Source organism: Kitasatospora sp. NPDC094015, from assembly GCF_040304075.1.
Classification (GTDB): domain Bacteria; phylum Actinomycetota; class Actinomycetes; order Streptomycetales; family Streptomycetaceae; genus Kitasatospora.
Genome location: NZ_JBEOUL010000005.1, coordinates 337269 through 355121, shown reverse-complemented (window position 1 = coordinate 355121; position 17853 = coordinate 337269). Strand labels below are relative to the sequence as shown.

Annotated in this window: 11 protein-coding genes and 1 pseudogene; 1 reads left to right on the top strand and 11 read right to left on the bottom strand. The window is 73.3% G+C overall.

The genetic code is table 11. The annotated features are described in order from the left end of the window. Positions 1-85, top strand: a pseudogene (locus ABT014_RS09495) (ATP-binding protein); the annotation flags it as partial. Between the two features lie 101 nt (positions 86-186). On the opposite strand, the gene cimA reads toward ABT014_RS09495, so the two are convergent. The 11 genes from cimA to ABT014_RS09440 form a co-directional block, all read right to left on the bottom strand. Continuing rightward, entirely contained in the window at positions 187-1800 is a 1614-nt protein-coding gene (cimA, locus tag ABT014_RS09490) for a citramalate synthase (protein WP_350638092.1), read from the bottom strand. A gap of 322 nt (positions 1801-2122) precedes the next feature. Continuing rightward, positions 2123-2689, bottom strand: coding sequence for a Uma2 family endonuclease (locus ABT014_RS09485; protein ID WP_350638091.1), 567 nt, complete (start codon positions 2687-2689; stop codon positions 2123-2125). Between the two features lie 91 nt (positions 2690-2780). Continuing rightward, positions 2781-3893: a branched-chain amino acid aminotransferase gene (locus ABT014_RS09480; RefSeq protein WP_350638090.1), complete on the bottom strand. Its 1113-nt coding sequence runs from the start codon at positions 3891-3893 to the stop codon at positions 2781-2783. A gap of 157 nt (positions 3894-4050) precedes the next feature. Beyond that, the gene (locus tag ABT014_RS09475) at positions 4051-5088 is read right to left on the bottom strand and encodes a 3-isopropylmalate dehydrogenase (RefSeq protein ID WP_350638089.1); all 1038 of its coding nucleotides are present in this window, start codon (positions 5086-5088) and stop codon (positions 4051-4053) included. A 134-nt stretch (positions 5089-5222) separates the two neighbouring features. After that, positions 5223-8531 (bottom strand): S8 family serine peptidase, encoded by a 3309-nt coding sequence (locus tag ABT014_RS09470; protein WP_350638088.1) that lies wholly within the window; start codon positions 8529-8531, stop codon positions 5223-5225. A 244-nt stretch (positions 8532-8775) separates the two neighbouring features. After that, the gene (locus ABT014_RS09465; protein WP_350638087.1) at positions 8776-8934 is read right to left on the bottom strand and encodes a hypothetical protein; all 159 of its coding nucleotides are present in this window, start codon (positions 8932-8934) and stop codon (positions 8776-8778) included. A gap of 290 nt (positions 8935-9224) precedes the next feature. Next, a complete protein-coding gene (gene serA, locus ABT014_RS09460; RefSeq protein ID WP_350638085.1) occupies positions 9225-10805 on the bottom strand; it encodes a phosphoglycerate dehydrogenase in 1581 nt (526 codons plus the stop codon). 214 nt (positions 10806-11019) lie between these two features. Continuing rightward, positions 11020-12018, bottom strand: a complete 999-nt coding sequence (gene ilvC, locus ABT014_RS09455) for a ketol-acid reductoisomerase (RefSeq protein WP_350638084.1) — start codon at positions 12016-12018, stop codon at positions 11020-11022. Positions 12019-12131: 113 nt separating this feature from the next. Continuing rightward, positions 12132-12656, bottom strand: coding sequence for an acetolactate synthase small subunit (ilvN, locus tag ABT014_RS09450; RefSeq protein ID WP_033821081.1), 525 nt, complete (start codon positions 12654-12656; stop codon positions 12132-12134). A gap of 36 nt (positions 12657-12692) precedes the next feature. After that, a complete protein-coding gene (locus tag ABT014_RS09445; RefSeq protein ID WP_350638082.1) occupies positions 12693-14543 on the bottom strand; it encodes an acetolactate synthase large subunit in 1851 nt (616 codons plus the stop codon). Positions 14544-14836: 293 nt separating this feature from the next. Beyond that, positions 14837-17842, bottom strand: coding sequence for a putative bifunctional diguanylate cyclase/phosphodiesterase (locus tag ABT014_RS09440; RefSeq protein ID WP_350638081.1), 3006 nt, complete (start codon positions 17840-17842; stop codon positions 14837-14839). Between the last annotated feature and the right edge of the window lie 11 nt (positions 17843-17853).

Sequence of the window (17853 nt, the reverse complement as noted above, 5' to 3'; positions counted from 1 at the left end):
CGCCCTCGACGCCCGACGCCGGGACAGCGCCAAGAGCGCCCTCATCACCCTCGTCGAGCACGCCCTCCTCGCCCGCCTCCGCTGAGGACCGGCACGGCCGACCCTCACCCGTTCGGGTGATAGTCGGGTGACAGCGGAAGGGGCCCGCGGACCACGGTCCACGGGCCCCCCGGGGGTGCGTCGCGGTCAGTCGGCCGCCGGGTCCAGCCCGGCGTGGATCAGGCCGTAGGTGTAGGCGTCGTCCAGGGCCAGCCAGGAGGCGGCGATCACGTTGTCGGCGACGCCGACCGTGGACCAGGTGGCGGTGCCGTCGGTGGACTCCACCAGGACCCGGGTCTTGGAGCCGGTGCCGTGCTGGCCCTCCAGGATGCGGACCTTGTAGTCCACCAGCTCCAGCGCGGCCAGCTGCGGGTAGATCCGCTCCAGGGCGGCCCGCAGGGCCTTGTCGAGCGCGTCCACCGGGCCGTTGCCCTCGCCGGTGGCGACCTTGCGCTCGCCCTTGGCCCAGAGCTTCACGGTGGCCTCGTTGCCCGCCTTTCCCTCGGGCAGCTGCTCGCTGATGGTCCGCCAGGACTCCAGCGTGAAGAACCGCTCCCGGCTGCCGCGCACCTCGTCGCGGAGCAGCAGCTCGAACGAGGCGTCGGCGGCCTCGTAGGTGTAGCCGAGGTTCTCCTGCTCCTTGACCCGGGCCACCACCCGGCCGACCAGGTCGCGGTCGGCGGACAGGTCGTAGCCGAGCTCCTTGCCCTTGAGCTCGATCGAGGCCCGGCCGGCCATGTCCGAGACCAGCATCCGCATGGTGTTGCCGACCAGCTCGGGCGCGATGTGCTGGTACAGGTCCGGGTCGACCTTGATGGCCGAGGCGTGCAGCCCGGCCTTGTGGGCGAAGGCGGAGAAGCCCACGTACGGCTGGTGGGTGGAGGGCGCGAGGTTGACCACCTCGGCGATGGCGTGCGAGATCCTGGTCATCTCGGGCAGCCGGCCGGCCGGGAGCACCCGGCGGTCGTACTTGATCTCCAGCGCGCCGACCACCGGGAAGAGGTTGGCGTTGCCGACCCGCTCGCCGTAGCCGTTGGCGGTGCACTGGACGTGGGTGGCGCCGGCGTCGACCGCGGCCAGGGTGTTGGCGACCGCGCAGCCGGTGTCGTCCTGGGCGTGGATGCCCAGCCGGGCCCCGGTCCGGGCGAGCACCTCCGCGACGATCTCACGCACCCCCGCGGGCAGCATCCCGCCGTTGGTGTCGCAGAGCACCACCACCTCGGCGCCGGCCTGGTGGGCGGTGCGGACCACGGCGAGGGCGTACTCGGGGTTGGCCCGGTAGCCGTCGAAGAAGTGCTCGCAGTCGATGAACACCCGCCGGCCCTGGGCCCGCAGGTGCTCCACGCTGTCGCGGACCATCTCCAGGTTCTCGTCGAGCGTGGTGCGCAGCGCGAGTTCGACGTGCCGGTCGTGGGACTTGGCCACCAGGGTGATGACCGGAGCGCCGGAGTTGACCAGCGCGGCCAGCTGGGGGTCCTCGGCGGCCTTGCCGCCCGCCCGGCGGGTGGCGCCGAAGGCGACCAGCTGGGCGTGGCGCAGGTCGAGCTCGGCGGCGGCGCGGGCGAAGAACTCGGTGTCGCGGGGGTTGGCGCCGGGCCAGCCGCCCTCGATGAAGCCGACGCCGAAGTCGTCCAGGTGCCGGGCGATGGTCAGCTTGTCCGCGACCGTGAGGTTGATGCCCTCGCGCTGGGCGCCGTCGCGCAGCGTGGTGTCGAAGACGTGGAAGCTGTCGTGGGGGCGGCTGTTGCTGGCCTCGGTCATGGCCCTGGGTTCTCCGTTCGGTGGAGTTACTGCTGTTGCCGGTCGGGATCCGGCTCCACTGTCCAGCATCCCGCGCGCACCCGGTGTCCCTCGGCCCCTTGTGGGGGCTCCGGCCGGTCCGGGGCAAAACAAAAGACCCCTCGCGGGTGCGAGAGGTCTGCGCGCGGGTCTGGACGCTGGTGGTCGCTCCGCATTCGGGTACTGCGGAACGGTCACTGCGGACCGGCGCGCCTGCTGCTAATAATCAGCGAGAGCGAGGACACGTTTGCAGTGTGGCACACCGTCCGGGCCCCGGCGCACGCGTCTCGCGATGCGAAACGCCTCAGGTCAGCCGGTCGGTGGCCAGTCCGAAACCGAACGGTGCGGGGAGCACCAGCGGGTCGCCGACCGCAACGCCGGTGGTGGTGGCGTAGTCCCCCCGGGCCGGATCACTGTGCAGCACGAGACGGTTGGCCTGCCGGTCGACCAGCAGGTAGAGCGGGATCCCGGCGGCGGCGTACCCCAGCCGCTTGGCCTCGCGGTCCTTGCCGGGCCGGCTGGAGGTGACCTCGAGGACCATCAGGACGCCGTCCGGCTTGGACCAGGGCTCGCGGCCCAGCATGGCGCCGGCCGCGGTGAAGGTGCCGTCCGGGATGTAGCGGCCGTTCGGCACGACCAGCCCCTTGCCACCCGCGAAGTCGACGCCCTCCGGGCACTGCCGGGCGATCTGCCACACGATCCGGCCGATCACGGTCTCGTGATCCCCGTCCGGCGGTGGTGTCACGACGATCTCCCCCTCGATGAGCTCGGCCTTGAACCCCTCGGGGGTGTCCAGGGCCAGGAATGCGTCGAGGAGGTCGCCGTCCTGGTCGTCCCAGGCCTCGGCGAAGTCGTGGGTCAACGCGCTCACAGCCCCTCCTTCAAGTCGTCCTGCTCAACGAGTGGGGGTCTTCGACGTTACCCGGCCGGGCGTCCCGGGGTGCGGGACGCCCGGGTGGGGGTCAGACGATCTTGTGCAGCCAGCCGTGGGTGTCGGGCGCCTGGCCGCCCTGGATGGCGAGCAGGGCCTTGCGCAGCTCCATGGTGACCGGGCCGAGCTCGCCCTGGCCGACCGTCCAGTCCGCGCGGGCCGACTTGACCGAGCCGACCGGGGTGATCACGGCGGCGGTACCGCAGGCGAAGACCTCGGTGAGGGTGCCGTCGGCGTTGGCCTGCTTCCACTCGTCGGTGGAGATCTTGCGCTCCTCGACGGCGTAGCCGAGGTCCGAGGCGAGCTGGAGCAGGGAGTGGCGGGTGATGCCGGGCAGCAGCGCGCCGGAGAGCTCGGGGGTGACGATCTTCGCGTCCTTGCCCTCGCCGAAGACGAAGTACAGGTTCATCCCGCCCATCTCCTCGATCCACCGGTGCTCGGCGGCGTCGAGCCAGACCACCTGGTCGCAGCCCTTGGCGGCGGCCTGGGCCTGGGCGACCAGGGAGGCGGCGTAGTTGCCGGCGCACTTGGCGGCGCCGGTGCCGCCGGGCGCGGCCCGGACGTACTCCTCGGAGAGCCAGACCGAGACCGGCTTGATGCCGCCGGGGAAGTAGGCACCGGCCGGGGAAGCGATGATCATGAAGAGGTAGGAGTTGGCCGGCCGGACCCCGAGGCCGACCTCGGTGGCGAACATGAACGGCCGCAGGTACAGGCTCTGCTCGGCCTCCGAGGGCACCCAGCCCTGCTCCTGCTCGACCAGCAGCTCGACCGCCTCGACGAAGGTCTCCACCGGCAGCTCGGGCATCGCCAGCCGGCGGGCCGAGTCCTGGAAACGGGCCGCGTTGGCCTCCGGCCGGAAGGTGGCGATGGAGCCGTCCGCCTGGCGGTAGGCCTTGAGGCCCTCGAAGATCGCCTGCCCGTAGTGCAGGGTCATGTTGGCCGGGTCGATCTCCAGCGGCGCGTACGGCGTCAGCTGGGCGTCGTGCCAGCCCAGGCCCTCCGTCCACCGGATGGTCACCATGTGATCGGTGAAGACCCGCCCGAAGCCGGGGTTGGTCAGCCGGGCCTCGCGCTCCGCGTCGGACAGCGGGTGCGCGGAGGGCTTGAGGTCGAACGTGATGGGCGCCTGGGTGGGCGTACTCATGGCTGTCTGTCCTTCACCGTGGGGTTGGTCAGGGCCGCCGCCGTCGCGGTTGCACCTCCCCGGGGGAGAACGCACGACGGCACGGCCCACTGTCGATACTCGCATCCAGAGGGCCGTGCCGAACAGCCGGTGGGCTGTCTCGTCCTGCTCCGGCCCGTCAGCCGGATACTCGGGCGGCGAGCGCGTCGCCGACCTCGGAGGTGGACCGGGCGCCGGAGCGCTCGGCCAGGTCCGCCTCGACGGCGGCCTCGACCCGGGCCGCCTCGGCGGCGTACCCGAGGTGGGCCAGCAGCATGGCGACCGACAGCACGGTGGCGGTCGGGTCGGCCTTGCCCTGGCCGGCGATGTCCGGGGCCGAGCCGTGCACCGGCTCGAACATGGACGGGAAGGCGCCGGTGGGGTTGATGTTGCCGCTCGCGGCCAGGCCGATGCCGCCGGTGACGGCCGCGGCCAGGTCGGTGAGGATGTCGCCGAACAGGTTGTCGGTGACGATCACGTCGAACCGCTCGGGCTGGGTGACGAAGAAGATCGTCGCCGCGTCCACGTGCAGGTAGTCGGTGGTGACCTCGGGGAACTCCTGGCCGACCTGCTGGAAGATCCGGGTCCACAGGTGGCCGGCGTGCACCAGCACGTTGTTCTTGTGGACCAGGGTGAGCTTCTTGCGCGGACGCGCCGCGGCCCGGCGGTAGGCGTCGCGCACCACCCGCTCGATGCCGAAGGCGGTGTTCAGGCTGACCTCGGTGGCCACCTCGTGCTCGGTGCCGGTGCGCAGCGACCCGCCGTTGCCCACGTACGGGCCCTCGGTGCCCTCGCGGACCACCACGAAGTCGATCTGCGGGTCGCCGCCCAGCGGGGACCGCACGCCGGGGAAGAGCTTGCCCGGGCGCAGGTTGATGTGGTGGTCGAAGGCGAACCGCAGCTTGAGCAGCAGGCCCCGCTCCAGCACCCCGGAGGGCACGCTCGGGTCGCCGATCGCGCCGAGCAGGATCGCGTCCTGGCCCTGCAGCTCCGCCAGCACGCTGTCCGGCAGGGTCTCGCCGGTGCGGTGGTAGCGGCGGGCGCCGAGGTCGTACTCGGCGGTCTCCAGCTTGACGTCGGCGGGGAGGACGGCGCTGAGCACCTTGAGGCCCTCGGCGACCACTTCCTGGCCGATACCGTCACCGGGGATCACTGCGAGGCGAAGGGTGCGTGACATGGTCGTGACCCTACTCCCGCGTCCCATGGGGTGACATCCTGCGTCCACCATTCGGACATTCCCGGCAGCGCGCGAGCGGTGCCGCAGCGTCGACCGGGGTCGTGCCCGCGGGCGCGACCCCGGTCGACTCCCGCTCACCGCAGGGTGACGAGCTGCGCGCGGTGCCCGTCCGCGTTGAGGTGGTGCAGCAGGAGCAGCCGGGCGCCCTCCGCGCCCGGCCCGCGGCGGACCTCCAGCACCGAGCCCGAGCGGGCCGCCGTGGCGATCGCCGCCCGCCCGTCGGTCCCGTCCCGCACGTCCAGCGCCGGGTGCAGCACGTCGATCGCCAGGGTGGGCCGCTCGCCGTCCAGACCGATCGAGGAGATCGCGTCCGCCTCGCTCGGCACGCCGCCCGAGCCGAAGGACGTCCACAGCGCGTAGTGGATCCGGGAGGTGTCCCGTCCGACGCCGGGCAGCGCCGACAGGCGGACCGGCAGGACCAGCGCGTCGCCGTCCAGCAGCCCGGTGTCGGTGTCGCCCCAGCGCCCGTTCAGCGGCTGGACGTCCAGCTGCTCGCCGGTCCTGGCGTCCAGCGTGCGGGCCACCAGGACGTCGCTGCCGGTCATCCGGTCGGCGGTGACCACCGCGTCGGTGCGGCCGTCCCCGTCGGTGTCCAGCGAGGCCCGGACGCCGAACTGGCCGGCCGGGGTGGCCGCCGGGCCCCAGAGCGCCGCCGCCAGGTAGAGCGTGCCGCGCCCGAGCGGGTCGTCGCCGACCGCCGGGGCGTCACTGGCCGCGCCCGCCGCCCTGAGGTCGGCGGCCAGGTCGGCCGGGGTGGCCGCGCACAGCCCGTCGGCCGGGCAGTCCGGCCACCGCTCGCCCTCCCCGCCCAGCTGGAAGGCGCTGACCAGGCCGCCCGCCGCCGACGGGGCCGCGGTGCCGCCGAGCGCCAGCAGGGTGGAGCCCGCCCGCGGGCCGCGGGTCTGCAGCCCGGCCGTCAGCTCGGAGGCCGCGTGCGGGGCCGCGAACAGCGGCACCCGCAGCGCCGGGGCACCGCCGCCGACCGGGGTCAGCAGCAGCCGTCCGGAGAGCTCGCCGCGGAAGGCCCGGGCCCGGCCGCCCTGGACGGTGTCGATGGTCGGATCCGGCACCCGGTCCAGCCGCGCCGGCACCCGCAGGGTCACCTTGACCCGGGTGGTGCCGCCGGCCGGCACCTCGATCCGGGCCGGGCTCGGCGCGAAGGACGCGCCGGGCAGCTCGGTGGCCGCCAGGTACCCGGTGGTGTAGCTCAGCGGGGTGTCGCCGAAGTTGCGCACCTCCACCTCGCGGACGGCCTCGGTGGGCCGGGAGACCGCCACCGCGCCGAAGGACAGCCCGACCGCGCCGGCCACGGCCCCCTCCCCCGCCGCGTACGCCACCGCCGGGGTACGGACCGCCAGGTCCACCCGGACCCGCCCGGCGCCGGTGCGCTCCGGGCCGTAGACCGGGCCGGAGCGGTCGTCGCCCTTCCAGGTGTCGCCGGCGGTGTTCATCAGCGCCGCCTTCACCTCGGCGACCGACCAGTCCGGGTGCGCGGCGCGCACCAGCGCGGCCAGGCCCGCGACGTGCGGGGTGGCCATCGAGGTGCCGTCCTCGCGCATCCCCTCGCTGCCGGTACCGGCCCGGGCCGACCAGATGGTCTCGCCGGGCGCCGCCAGGTCCGGCTTGACCACGCCGGGCAGCCCGATCCCGCGCGAGGTGAACGAGGCCAGGGTGTCCACCCGCTGCGGCTGGTCCTGGGAGACCGCGCCGTGCAGCCGGTTGCCCGGCGCCGCCAGCTCGACCCGGACCGGACCGGCCGCCACCGCCCGGGTGAGCCGCTCGCCGTCCGCCCGGGCCAGGATCGCCACCGGCACCCGGTCGTCGCCCGCCAGCTCACCCAGGTTGTCGCCGTCCGCGGCGAGCAGCGCGCCGACCGCCCCCGCGTCCGCCGCGTGGTCGGCCCGGGCGGCGGAGCCGCAGGCCCGGTCCGGGTCCTTGGTGCGCCAGGTCAGCAGCGCCACCCGGCCCTTGAGGCGCTCCGCGTCGGCCGCGCCGAAGGCCGTGCAGCCGTCGCTCTGGTCGACCGGCGCCACCAGGTCGCCGGCGACCTCGGCCGTGGACCACTGCTGGTAGCGGGCGCTCCAGTGGGCCGGCACCAATCCCGCCAGCGCCGCCGGGGCCAGCACCCGGATGCCGTCCGCGTCGGTGTGCCGGTCGACCGAGGCGGCCACCGCGAGCACCCGCGGGGCGATCCCCGGGCTGCCCCCGACCGCGTAGACGTCGCCCTCGTTGCCGGCGGCGGCGACCACCACCGTGCCCAGCTCGGCCAGCCGGTCGGCGGCCAGCGCGTCGGCGTCCCCCGGGTCGCCGAAGCTGCTGCCGAGCGAGAGGTTGACCACGTCCAGGCGGTCCGTCAGATCACCGTCGCCGTTCGGGTCGGCGGCCACGTCCAGCGCCTGGGCGAGCTGGTCGGTGGAGCCGGTGCAGCCGAACACCCGGATCGCGTACAGCTGCGCCTCGGGCGCCGCGCCGGGGCCGACCTTGAAGGCGGCCGGGTCCAGCCCCGACCGGTAGGGGCCGCGGTACGTCCCGCCGGCCGCGGTGACGCCGTACCCGGCGGCCGTGCCGGCCACGTGGGTGCCGTGCCCGTTGAGCGCGCAGTCGATCGGGTTGTCGTCCGGGTGCGGCACGGGCTGCGAGGCCTCGGCGGACGGATCCGGGTTGTAGTCGTCGCCGACCAGGTCCTTGCCGCCGGTCACCTTGGCGTTCGGGAACAGCCCGGCGGGGGCGGTCCGGGCGCCGTCCACGGCCGCGAAGGCCTGCTCGGTGCCGGGGCCGCCGAAGTCGGCGTGGGTGTAGTCGATGCCCGAGTCGATGATGCCGATCCGGACCCCGCGCCCGGTGTTCCCCTCGCCGGCCGGCGGGGACCACACCTCGGGGGCGCCGGTGAGCGGCACCGAGTAGGAGTTGGCGCGCTGCTTGAGCGCGATCGGGTGCACCGCCCGGACCCCGGGCAGCGCGGCCAGCCGGGGCAGCGCCGCGGCGCTGGCGCGCACGGCGAGGCCGGAGAGCACCGTGCCGGTGCGGTAGAGCGGTCGGGCCGTCGGCTCGGCCCGGTGCACCGCCGCCTCCAGGCCCGCGACGGCGCGCAGTGCGGCGGCCCGCTGCGCGGAGCCGGCCCGGGCCGCATCGGCGCGGACGGCCTCCGGGCTGCGCCGGGCCCGGCGGGCCTCGTCGGCGGCCCGGCGCCAGGCGGGCGCGGCCGGCTCGGTGTCGAGTTCCAGCAGGAAGCCGGCGAAGGGCCCGGGGCGGGCGCCCCGGCCCGGGCCGTCGGAGGGCTCGGCCGCCGCCGCACCGGCGGGCGCGGCGGCGGTCAGCAGGGCGAGGGCCAGCCCGATCCGGACGATCGGTGCCGCTCGGCGATGGGCGGGTGGGGTGCGCACAGGTCCGTCTCCCCCGGCAGGGGTGGACTGATCTGCGTGCCGGTCAGCCGCGGTCCGCGCCGTGCGGAGGTCGATCACCCTTCCGGAGGCACCAAATTAGGATCATCGAGCTGGGGGCGCGAGCAGTGTCCCCCGTTGGTGGACGGCTTGCACTCCTGTGGGTGACGTACCGTCAGGCGTTCGGCCCAGTAGGCACATCGGGCCGGCGGGAGCGTCGCCCCGGCCGGCCCGGGCGCCCGGTGGATCAGTAGCCGTGGCCGGTGGCGCCGCCGTTGTCGCGGCGGTCCAGGGCGCGCTGCAGGGCGGCCGCGGCGTGCGGGTGCGGCTCGCTGCGGCGCCGGCGGCGCGGGGTGTGGGTGGTGTCGGTGGTGGGGGCGTTACGACGGTCTGCGACGGGGGGCATACCGGTCTCCTCGGAGTTCAGGTGCACGCGGCGGTGCGGTGGGGAGGGGTGGGTACGCCGGCAAGGGTCGCCTGCCGAGCTGCGTACGGGCGCACACGGGCCACCGTCCCTGGCTTGCAGGGGTGGCACACCGTATGGCTCTTTCACCGTACGACGGCGCGGCTCCGCTGTCTGCACGATTAGTTGGATTTCCTAGTATCTGAGACGAGGTTCACCCGGGCGCCCCCGCCCGGGGACGACGGAGGCCCTCCTGCCTGGGGCGGGAGGGCCTCCGTGGTCGTCGCGAGGGGTCAGCCGAGGTTGACCGCGCGGGCGAAGCGGGCGCCGATCGCGGCGGCGATCTCGGCCAGGACCTCCTGGGAGACCTCGCTGTCGACGGTGATCGAGGCGAGCGCCTCCGCGCCGTCCCGGGCGACCTGCATGCCGGCGATGTTGATGCCGGCGTCGCCGAGGATCCGGCCGAGGGTGCCGACCACGCCGGGGCGGTCCTCGTACTTGAAGAAGGCCATGTGGTCGGTGAGCGCCACGTCCACGTCGAAGGCGTCCACGCCGACGATCTTCTGCTGCTGCTTCGGGCCGGCGAGCGTGCCGGAGATGGCGACCTCGCCGCCGTCCGCCAGGGTGCCGCGGACGGTGATCACGTTGCGGTGCTCGGGGCTCTCGCTGGAGGTGGTCAGCCGGACCTCCACGCCGCGCTCCTGGGCGAACAGCGGGGCGTTGACGTAGGACACCGTCTCGGCCACCACGTCCTCGAACACGCCCTTGAGGGCCGAGAGTTCGAGCACCTTGACGTCGTGCTGGGTGATCTCGCCGCGGACCTCGACGTCGAGCCGGACGGCGACCTCGCCGGCCAGCGCGGTGAAGATCCGGCCGAGCTTCTCGGCCAGCGGCAGGCCCGGCTTCACGTCCTCGGCGATCACGCCGCCCTGGACGTTGACCGCGTCCGGCACCAGCTCGCCGGCCAGCGCGAGGCGGACCGAGCGGGCGACCGCGATGCCGGCCTTCTCCTGCGCCTCGTCGGTGGAGGCGCCCAGGTGCGGGGTGGCGACCACGTTGTCGAACCCGAACAGCGGAGAGTCGGTGCACGGCTCCTTGGCGTAGACGTCCAGACCGGCGCCGGCCACCCGGCCGTCGCGCAGCGCGGCCGCGAGCGCGGCCTCGTCCACGATGCCGCCGCGGGCGGCGTTGACGATCCGCACGGTCGGCTTGACCTTGTGCAGCGCCTCGTCGCCGATCAGGCCGATCGTCTCGGGAGTCTTGGGGAGGTGCACGGTGATGAAGTCGGAGACCTCCAGCAGCTCCTCCAGGGAGAGCAGCTTGACGCCCATCTGGGCCGCGCGGGCGGCCTGGATGTAGGGGTCGTAGGCCACGATCTTCATGCCGAAGGCGGACATCCGCTGCGCCACCAGCACGCCGATCCGGCCGAGGCCGACCACGCCGAGGACCTTCTCGCTGAGCTCGACGCCGGTGTACTTGTTGCGCTTCCACTCACCCTGCTTGAGCGCGGCGTTGGCCGGCGCGATGTTGCGGGCGACGGAGATCAGCAGGCCGCAGGCGAGCTCGGCGGCGGTGACGATGTTGGAGGTCGGGGCGTTCACGACCATCACACCGGCCTTGGTGGAGGCCGACACGTCCACGTTGTCCAGGCCGACGCCGGCGCGGGCGACGACCTTCAGCTTCTTGGCGGCGGCCAGCGCCTCGGCGTCCACCTTGGTGGCGCTGCGGATCAGGATGGCGTCGACGTCCGCGATCGCGGTCAGCAGCTCGGTGCGGTCGGCACCGTTGCAGTGCCGGATCTCGAAATCCGGGCCGAGCGCGTCGACCGTGGCGGGGGACAGCTCTTCGGCGATCAGTACAACGGATTTGCTCACGACAGTGTCCTTAACTGTCCGGTTCTCCCCGGCACGTAGGTGGCGTGGCGGTCGGGGGGAAGGTGGCATGCCGCGTAGGTAGACGCACGACGCTGTGGGCCTGACGCGCATTCGAAGTGTATCGACGGGCTGGGGGCCCGGCTGCTCCCGTCCGGCGAAATCACCCGGACGGGAGCAGCCTGGTTGTACAAGGCAGTTGGACCACCCGAAGGCGTTACGCCTCCGCGTCGACCCAGCTCATCAGCTTGCGGAGCTTCTTGCCCGTGGTCTCCAGCAGGTGCTCGGAGTCCGCGGTCTTGTACGCGTTGTACTTCGGCAGGCCCGCCTTGTACTCGGCGATCCAGGTGTTGGCGAAGGTGCCGTCCTGGATCTCGGCGAGGACCTTCTTCATCTCGGCCTTGGTGTCGGCGGTGATGATGCGCGGGCCGGTGACGTAGTCGCCCCACTCGGCGGTCTCGGAGACCGACCAGCGCATCTTCTCCAGACCCCCCTCGTACATCAGGTCGACGATCAGCTTGAGCTCGTGCAGGCACTCGAAGTAGGCGATCTCCGGCTGGTAGCCGGCCTCGACCAGGGTCTCGAAGCCCGCCTTGACCAGCGCGGCGGTGCCGCCGCACAGGACGGCCTGCTCACCGAAGAGGTCGGTCTCGGTCTCCTCCGTGAAGGTGGTCTTGATGACGCCGGCCTTGGTGCCGCCGATGCCCTTGGCGTACGACAGGGCCAGATCGAACGCCTTGCCGGTGGAGTCCTGCTCGACCGCCACGATGCAGGGGACGCCGCGGCCCTCCTCGTACTGGCGGCGGACCAGGTGGCCGGGGCCCTTGGGGGCGACCATGCAGACGTCGACGTTCTCCGGCGGGGTGATGAAGCCGAAGCGGATGTTCAGGCCGTGGCCGAAGAACAGGGCGTCGCCCGCCTTCAGGTTCGGCTCGATCGACTCGGCGTAGACGTCGGCCTGGATCGGGTCCGGCACCAGGATCATGATGACGTCGGCCTCGGCCGCGGCGGTGGACGGGTCGGTCACGCGCAGCCCGGCCTCCTCGGCCTTGGCACGGGACTTCGAGCCCTCCAGCAGGCCGACCCGGACGTCCACGCCCGAGTCCCGCAGCGACAGCGCGTGGGCGTGGCCCTGGCTGCCGTAGCCGATGACCGCGACCTTGCGGCCCTGGATGATGGACAGGTCGGCGTCGTCTTCGTAGAACAGCTCGGCCACGGGGGCACATCTCCTTGCGTGGTGGTGGTGCCGGTGCGTACCTACGGTACGTGGACCCGGCGGTGGGGCGGGGCGGTGCTTCAGGGGGTGAGACGGCGGGGTGCGGCGGCCCGTCAGGCGCTGCGGTCGAGCGCCCGCAGCGAGCGGTCGGTGATCGACCGGGCGCCGCGCCCGATGGCCACCAGCCCGGACTGGACCAGCTCCTTGATGCCGTACGGCTCCAGCATCTTGAGCATCGCCTCCAGCTTGTCGGAGCTGCCGGTGGCCTCGATGGTCACCGCGTCCGGCGAGACGTCGACCGTCTTGGCGCGGAACAGCTGCACGATCTCGACGATCTGCGAGCGGCTCTCGGCGTCGGCCCGGACCTTGACCAGGACCAGCTCGCGCTGGACCGCCTGGCTCTGGTCGAGTTCGACGATCTTTATCACGTTGACCAGCTTGTTCAGCTGCTTGGTGACCTGCTCCAGCGGGAGGTCCTCCACGTTGACCACGATGGTCATCCGGGAGATGTCCGGGTGCTCGGTCGGGCCGACGGCCAGCGAGTCGATGTTGAATCCCCGACGGGAGAACAGCGAGGCGATCCGGGCGAGGACGCCGGGCTTGTTCTCGACCAGGACGGAGAGGGTGTGCTTGGACATGATGGTCATGGTCTCTCTATCGGTGAGGTCGGGCCGTCAGTCGAGGTCGTCGCCGAAGTCCGGGCGCACGTCCCGGGCGGCGAGGATCTCGTCGTTGCTGGTGCCCGCGGCCACCATCGGCCAGACCATGGCGTCCTGGTGGACGATGAAGTCGATGACCACCGGGCGGTCGTTGATCTCCATCGCCTGCTTGATCACGGCGTCCAGGTCCTCCGGGCGCTCGCAGCGCAGGCCGACGCAGCCCATCGCCTCCGAGAGCATCACGAAGTCGGGGATCCGGGTGCCCTGGGCCGGCGGCTGCTTGCCGTCGTGCTCCGGGCCGGCGTGCAGCACGGTGTTGGAGTAGCGCTGGTTGTAGAACAGGGTCTGCCACTGGCGGACCATCCCGAGCGAGCCGTTGTTGATGACCGCGACCTTGATCGGGATGTTGTTGAGGGCGCAGGTGACCAGTTCCTGATTGGTCATCTGGAAGCAGCCGTCACCGTCGATCGCCCAGACCGCGGTGTCCGGCTTGCCGGCCTTGGCACCCATCGCGGCCGGGACCGCGTAGCCCATGGTGCCCGCGCCGCCCGAGTTCAGCCAGGTGGCCGGCTTCTCGTAGCTGATGAACTGCGAGGCCCACATCTGGTGCTGGCCGACGCCGGCGGCGTAGATGGCGTCCGAGCCGACCAGCTGCCCGATCCGCTCGATCACCTGCTGCGGCGACAGCTCGCCCTCGGGGGCGGGCTCGTAGCCCAGCGGGTAGGTGGTCTTCCACTGGTTGAGCTTGACCCACCAGTCGGCGTAGTCGCCCTTGTGGCCGGCGTCGAACTCGGCCTGGACGGCGACGATCAGATCGGCGATCACCTCGCGGGCGTCACCGACGATCGGCACGTCGGCCGGCCGGTTCTTGCCGATCTCGGCCGGGTCGATGTCGGCGTGCACGACCTTGGCGAACGGCGCGAAGCTGTCCAGCTTGCCGGTGACCCGGTCGTCGAAGCGGGCACCGAGGGTGAACAGCAGGTCCGACTTCTGCAGCGCGGTGACGGCCGGGACGGAGCCGTGCATGCCGGGCATGCCCAGGTGCTGCGGGTGACTGTCCGGGAAGACGCCGAGCGCCATCAGGGTGGTGACCACCGGGGCGCCGGTCAGCTCGGCCAGGATCCGCAGCTCGGCGCTGGCGTTCGCCTTGAGCACGCCGCCGCCGACGTACAGGACCGGCTTGCGCGCGGCGACCAGCATCTTCGCCGCCTCGCGGATCTGCTTGGCGTGCGGCTTGGTGACCGGCCGGTAGCCGGGCAGCGAGGTCTCCACCGGCCAGCGGAAGACCGTGGTGGCCTGGAGCGCGTCCTTGGCGATGTCGACCAGGACCGGGCCGGGGCGGCCGGTGCCCGCGATGTGGAAGGCCTCGGCGATCACCCGGGGGATCTCCGCCGGGTCGGTGACCAGGAAGTTGTGCTTGGTGATCGGCATCGTGATGCCGCAGATGTCGGCCTCCTGGAAGGCGTCCGTCCCGATCGCCTTGGAGGCGACCTGCCCGGTGATCGCGACGATCGGCACCGAGTCCATGTAGGCGTCGGCGATCGGGGTCACCAGGTTGGTCGCACCGGGGCCCGAGGTGGCCATGCAGACGCCGACCCGGCCGGTCGCCTGGGCGTACCCAGTGGCGGCGTGGCCGGCCCCCTGCTCGTGCCGGACCAGGATGTGCCGCACCTTGACGGAGTCCATCAGCGGGTCGTACGCGGGCAGGATCGCCCCGCCGGGGATGCCGAAGACGGTGTCGGCGCCCACGGCCTCGAGAGAGCGGATGAGCGACTGGGCGCCGGTCATGGTCTCGGTGGTCTGGTGACCCGGAGCGTGGGCTGCCGGGGTGTCCCCGCGGCGGGGGGATGCGGCGTGCTCAGTCATCTGCCTGTCTCTTCTCGGGTTCTGCCGGCCCCGGCAGTTGAGGGTGCTGCCGTCCGGGGGCCGATCTCCGGCTCTGCCCCAATCGTCCCGTTTTAGGACGCTCAGGGCCAGGGGTATCGCGGTGGTGGAGCAGTTCCAGTGCAACAAAAAACCCCTCGTGCCCAGGGCATGCGAGGGGTGGCGCGTCGGTCTGTCATGAGGCAGGCACAGCAGCCCGCTCAGCCGACGCGCCCGCCAAGTACGAGAATTCGGGTGCGCATGGCACCGACCTTCCTCCCGCGTGGGGGCGAGTGTCAAGCTGGTGGGATCGACGTCTCGCCATGCGGACCCCCGGACGGACCCCCCACGGTATGGCGTTGTGGCAGGTCGAGGGGCCCGTGGTGGTGCGCGGAGCGGCCCGGGACGGGCTCCGGGCAGCCACCCGTACGGGCCTCCGGCGCCAGGTGCGGCCGGCGCCCGGTGAGCGACCCGATCGGGCGCGGCAGCGGGTAGACCCGGCGCACCAGGGCCCGGCTCAGCCGGGGGCCGTCCAGCGGCTGCGCGAAGGCCAGCCCCTGGGCCCGGCGGCAGCCCAGCTCCTGCAGCACGGCGACCTGGCGCGGGTGGTCGGCGCCCTCGGCCGCGGTGACCAGCCCCAGGTCGCGGCCGAGCCGCAGCGCGTTGCCGGCCAGCGCCCGGGTGAGCGCCGAGTCGGCCAGGTCCTGGACCAGGCTGCGGTCCAGCTTGAGCACGTCGAAGGGCAGCCTGGCCAGGGTGCCGAGCGAGCCGCCGCCCACCCCGAAGCCGGCGACCGCGGTGCCGACGCCCAGCCGGCGCAGCGCGGCCAGCCGGCGGCCCAGCTCGTCGGCGCTCTCGTCGGCGTCGGTCCGGGCCAGCTCCAGCATCAGCAGGCCGGGCGGCAGGCCGCTGTCCCGCAGCGCGGAGGCCACCGCCTCGTACATGCCGGGGGCGCAGAGCCGCTCGCCGGTCAGCCGGACCGAGACCGGGACGTCGGGGGTGCTCGGGTCGGCCCAGCGGCCGGCGGCGGCCCGGATCGCCTCCTGGAGCATCCAGCGGGCGAACCTGGTGGCCGCGCCGCCGTGCTCGGCGGTCCGCAGGAACTCGGCCGGGGTGAGCAGCAGGCCCTGCGCGGAGCGCCAGCGGGCCTGCGCCTCGACCACCGCGACCTGGCCGGTGGCGAGGTCGACCACGGGCTGGTGGAGCAGGGTGAAGCCGCCCTCCCGGACGGCCAGCCGCAGCCGCTCCTCCAGCTCGGTGCGGCGCTCCAGCTCGGTTCTTATCGCCGGGGTGTACAGCACCACCCGGCCCTTGCCCTCGGACTTCGCCCGGTACATCGCCAGGTCCGCGTTGCGCATCAGCTCGTCGGTGGCGGCCCTGGGGTCGGCGTCCGGGGCGTGGTCGCGGGGGGCGAAGGCGATCCCGATGCTGGCCGCCACCCCCAGCTCGGCGCCGCCGATCCAGTACGGCTCGGAGAGCGCGGTGCGCAGCCGCTCGGCCAGCTCCAGGACCTGGGTGGCGGCCAGCCGGCCGCAGACCAGGGCGGCGAACTCGTCGCCGCCGAAGCGGGCGACCGTGTCGCCGGAGCGGACCGCGCCCTGGAGCCGCCGGGCGGCCTGCACCAGGAGCTCGTCGCCGACCTGGTGGCCGGCGGTGTCGTTGACCGCCTTGAAGCCGTCCAGGTCGAGGAAGAGCACCGCCACCGTGCTGCCGTCGGCCGGCCGGTGCCCGCGCGGGCCGTCCGGCTCGCCGAGCCCCAGCGCCGCCCGCACCCGCTGGGCGAACAGCGCCCGGTTGGGCAGGTCGGTGAGCGGGTCGTGGAAGGCGTGGTGCTGGAGCTGCGCCTGCAGCCGGACCCGCTCGGAGACGTCCCGGCTGTTGAGGATCAGCCCGTCCCGGTAGCGGTTGAGGGTGGACTCCACGTGCAGCCACTCGCCCTCGCCGGAGCGGATCCGGCACTCCACCCGGGCGGACGGCTCCGCGCCGCCCTCCCGGCGGGACGGGGTGCGGCCGCGGGCGAGGATCCGGCCCACCTCGGAGAGCACCCGGTCGACGTCGTCGGGGTGGACCAGGTTGAGCAGGTTGCCGCCGACCAGCTCCTCGGGGTCGCGGCTGTAGACCCGCAGCGCGGCCGGGCTGACGTAGGAGAGCACGCCGTTCGCGCCCGCGATCATGATCACGTCGCTGGAACCCTGCACCAGCGAGCGGAAGTGCGCCTCCTTCTGCGTGAGTTCCTGCGCCAGCGAGAGGTTGTCCAGCAGCATCACGCCCTGCCGCAGGATCAGCGCGAGACCCACCGTGCAGGCGGCGGCGACCACTTCGCGGTCCACGAAGTGGCCCACGATGGCGTTGTAGAGGATGCCGGCGGTGCAGACCGCGGCGGCCACGTACGGGGTCAGCGCGCTGAAGGTGGTGGCCACCCGGCGGCGCGGCACACCCCCCGCGGAGGGGTGCTCGCCGCGGCCGGAGTCGCGCGGGGAGTGCGACCAGGGCGCCCGGGCCAGCAGCACGCTGCCGGCGAACCAGCCGGCGTCCAGCAGCTCGCCCGAGCGGTAGCTGCTGTGCAGCTCCGGCGCGGTGAACAGGGCGTCGCAGACCACCGTCACGGCCAGCGCCACCATCGCGGTGTGCACCGCCGCGCGGTTGCCGTCCCGGCTCCGGAAGCGCAGCCCGACCACCAGGCTGACCAGCAGGATGTCCAGCACCGGGTACCCGAGGCCGATCGCCAGCTTGAGCGGGTCGCCGCCCTCGCCGGTGGCCACCCGGCCGAGCGCCAGGCTCCAGCTGAGGGTGAACAGCGAGCCGCCGACCAGCCAGCCGTCCAGCAGCAGGCAGAGCCAGCCGGCCGCGGTGCGCGGGCGCTGGGCGAGTACCAACAGGCCGGTGATGGCGAGCGGGGCGAACAGCAGGAAGGCGAAGTCGGCGATCGAGTCGGCCGGCACCTCGGTGCGCAGCACCACCTCGTACCAGCCCCAGGTGCCGTTGCCGACGGCGACCATGGCGGAGGAGAGGCCGAACAGCAGCCAGGCGGGGCGGGACGGGCCGGCGACCGAGCAGCCGTGCGCGAGGCAGGACAGGGCGGCCGCCAGTGCGGCGCCGGCCAGGCCGAAGTCACCCATGAACAGGGCGACCGAGGGGGATCCCCAGCCGAACGCGGCCCCCACCGTGTACCCGAGGCAGAGCAGCGCGAGCAGAGCGCCGGCCGGGCCTGCGGTGCGCGCCTGGTGGACCAGCGAGGTGCGCAGCCGGGCGGCGCGCGGGGTGATCCGGGAGGCGGGCAGCACCGCATCGGTGGAGTTCAATCGACATCTCC